Genomic DNA, 2,528 nt, shown 5'->3' with positions numbered 1-2,528 from the left:
GTGGGCGGGAGGGCTCGGGACATTTCGCCTGGCAACTGCGCTGGCATGGTCTGTGCGGGCGTAGGGGGCCCTCGCTCAGACCGGTTCTTGGAAGGCCGACACCCTGGAGAAGAATACCGCCGTGACCGCAAGCGCGTGCACCCGGACTGGTCATCCGATCTACGCCGGGAGCTGGTAGTGGGCGTGCTCTCAACGGGTGACCATTCACAACTGGATGCCCGGCTGGGCAATGCTGCTTGGCTTCGATCTCCCGTACTTGGTGAATCTGCCGCGCGGGGAGAGAATGACGATCGAAGACTTCGGTGACGAGTGTGGTACCTGTCTGCGGCGCACCGGACGGGTGCTGCCCTGGGAGCGAAATGAAGCGAAGGCAGCTGGCAAGCCGAGAGGGCGCGAGCCCCGAACAGCTGGTACGGGAAGTAGCTGACTGGTGGTCAGGAGAACCCGATGCCGTGGCGGCGGTGTTGGTGGGGTCCCGGGCGCGAGGAACAGCAAAGGCGGAGTCCGACCTGGACATCATCCTCCTGTCACGAGATCCCACACGATACCTGCGTGACACTTCTTGGGCCGCGGCGTTCGGGACGCCCGATCGGATGCAGCTGGAGGCGTACGGGGACGTCACCTCGCTGCGCGTTTGGTATCGCGCCGGGCCCGAGGTCGAGTTCGGGCTGACGTCCGCAGCCTGGGCGAGCGATCCCGTGGATAAGCGTGCATCGCAGGTGATCCGAGAAGGGATCCGGATTCTGGCCGACAGGGAAGGAGTCCTGGCCGCCCGCGTTCAGGCGATCTTGTCCCCATCCCCGAGTGCCGGAGGGACGATCGTTCCATGTGAAATCGCCGACAGGAAATGAGCCAGGACCACCATGGCGGGGCGACTCGGCGGAAGGTTCCCGGGAGCGCCTGCCGCAATCAGGATCGAAGCGATGCGTCCGAGATCGGGCCGCCGCCAGCGAAGCCCCCGAATAGAGAGGTCCGGCACCAGGCCCGAGGTCGGGGTGTGGGAACGGCGCTGGTGACAGCGCTCCTGGCGAAGTCCCACTCGCAAGGCGTGGACCAAGTAAGCCTGAGCGTCGAGAAGGAGAATCCGGCACTTCGGCTGTATACGCGCCTGGGATTCGTCGTTTCTTGTGACAGCGGCGGCGCCTATACTAGGGTGGCCCCGGCGGGCCTGAGCTGAGGCCGCTCTGTGCTTCGCACGACCGTGGGATGGGAGAAGTTCGGCTGCCGGCGCATCGCCGAACCATGGGTTGTCTGAACCAGCCGTCGAGCGCCTGTCGCATGGACCGGCCCACGAGGGGCCTGCACCCTGCGGCCCGAGAGCGGAGAGGCCCGCATGACGCCAGGGAGAAGATAGGTTGGAGAGATCGCTGAGCCCCAATGCCCAACGTGTGCAGGAAGCCCTGCGTGTCGGCGGCCTGACCTGCCGCGTGCAGGAGCTGCCGGCGAGTACGCGTACCGCACAGGAGGCTGCCCAGGCGGTCGGATGCCGGGTGGGGCAGATCGCCAAGTCCCTGATCTTCCGAGGCAAGGACAGCGGCAGACCGTACCTGGTGATCACCAGCGGCGCCAATCGGGTAAACGAGACCCGGCTGGCAACCCTGGTTTCCGAGCCGGTGGAAAAACCTGACGCGGCCTTTGTGCGCCAGGCCACTGGGTTCCCTATCGGTGGCGTTCCACCTGTCGGACACGCCCACCCGATCGAGACGTTCGTTGACGAGGACTTCTTGGGGTATGACCAGATCTGGGCAGCAGCCGGAACGCCCAACTCGGTCTTCGAGTTGACTCCCGAAGATTTGATCCGGGTCACTGCTGGGACGGTGGTTTCTGTAGTGTAACTGCCGCGGGCTGTGGCCGGGATGGGCTTGCGTCCCGACCTGCGCATCGCGGACAATCACGAGCCGGGCCGATTCGGTCCCGGCCGAAATGAGGATGGATCACATGCGAACATTCAAGCGGGTTCTGGCGATCGTGGTGATTGTATTGTGCGTCGTGGGCATCCTGGCGGCTGCTGCCGGCATCGTCGGGGTGTGGCGGGCAAATGGCCCGGTGACGCAGGCATTGGTGAAGACAGTCAGCGGTTTGGAGGCCGTCGTGGGCGGCATCGGCGATGGGCTCGAGCGGCTGACTGCGCGCCTGGACGCGGCATCCGGGGCTGTCGCTCTGATCGAGGACACCGTCACGGTCGCAGGAGATACGTTGGCCCAGAGCACTCCCGTGCTCGAGCTGCTGAGTCGGATCTTCGGTGACCAGCTGCTGCCATCAGTGAGTGCCGGTTTGGAGACCGCCCGCAGCCTGGGCGAGAGCGCGCTGGCAGTCAACAGCGTGCTGGAGACGGTCAATTCCCTGACGGCTATTTCCGTGCCGACTCTGCCGCCCGAGCTGACGTCTCTAGCGCAGGATCTGGTCGATCTGGAGAACCAGGTCAAACAGGGCGCGCAGGAGATCAAGGATATGAAGGTGGCCGCGGTGGAAAGCGTCGTCACGCCGGTGACGGAGCGCACCGCCAAGATGCAGTCGCGCCTGGACGG

General features: G+C 65.3%; 4 protein-coding genes. All 4 read left to right on the top strand.

Features of this window, described 5'->3' with window-relative positions; genetic code table 11:
- The first annotated feature begins 359 nt into the window (after positions 1-359).
- Entirely contained in the window at positions 360-851 is a 492-nt protein-coding gene (locus MUO23_09240; protein MCJ7513135.1) for a nucleotidyltransferase domain-containing protein, read from the top strand.
- Positions 852-997: 146 nt separating this feature from the next.
- On the top strand, positions 998-1,177 hold the full coding sequence (locus MUO23_09235; GenBank protein MCJ7513134.1) for a GNAT family N-acetyltransferase: 180 nt from the start codon (positions 998-1,000) through the stop codon (positions 1,175-1,177).
- A 178-nt stretch (positions 1,178-1,355) separates the two neighbouring features.
- Positions 1,356-1,835: a YbaK/EbsC family protein gene (locus MUO23_09230; protein ID MCJ7513133.1), complete on the top strand. Its 480-nt coding sequence runs from the start codon at positions 1,356-1,358 to the stop codon at positions 1,833-1,835.
- Between the two features lie 103 nt (positions 1,836-1,938).
- The coding region (locus tag MUO23_09225; GenBank protein MCJ7513132.1) for a hypothetical protein at positions 1,939-2,528 on the top strand (590 nt) is incomplete at its 3' end.

It is taken from the genome of Anaerolineales bacterium (assembly GCA_022866145.1).
GTDB lineage: Bacteria > Chloroflexota > Anaerolineae > Anaerolineales > E44-bin32 > PFL42.
This window is presented reverse-complemented; position numbering and strand designations above follow the sequence as displayed.

Coding starts and splice junctions, on each gene's coding strand:
- MUO23_09240 (MCJ7513135.1), top strand. CDS start 360: ATGAAGCGAAGGCAGCTGGCAAGCCGAGAGGGCGCGAGCCCCGAACAG.